Genomic DNA, 220 nt, shown 5'->3' with positions numbered 1-220 from the left:
CGCATCGGGTGTGATGGTAAAGCTGCCATCTTCATTGGCTGTGACTGTGGCATTATCACCCGCACTTAAGTTGGCGGCGGTAAGATCATCGCCTTCAACATCAGAAGCTTGAGCTAATAACTGTTCTTGAGACAGCGTAATTGAACCATCTTCGTCAACGCTGTAAGCCAAGTCGCCAGAGACTGGCGCATCGTTCACGGCAATCACGTCAATACCAGCT

At 50.0% G+C, this 220-nt stretch carries 1 protein-coding gene; it reads right to left on the bottom strand.

Annotation, left to right across the window (positions count from 1 at the left end; translation table 11 throughout):
- Positions 1 to 220 (bottom strand): cadherin-like domain-containing protein (locus M9196_RS23440; protein ID WP_250619907.1); only part of this gene is annotated, 220 nt, incomplete at both ends.

Origin of the sequence: Vibrio methylphosphonaticus, from assembly GCF_023634655.1 — a bacterium.
GTDB classification, from domain to species: Bacteria; Pseudomonadota; Gammaproteobacteria; order Enterobacterales; family Vibrionaceae; genus Vibrio; species Vibrio methylphosphonaticus.
Note: the sequence above shows the minus strand (reverse complement) of the source record. Positions and strands in the feature narration are given on the sequence as shown.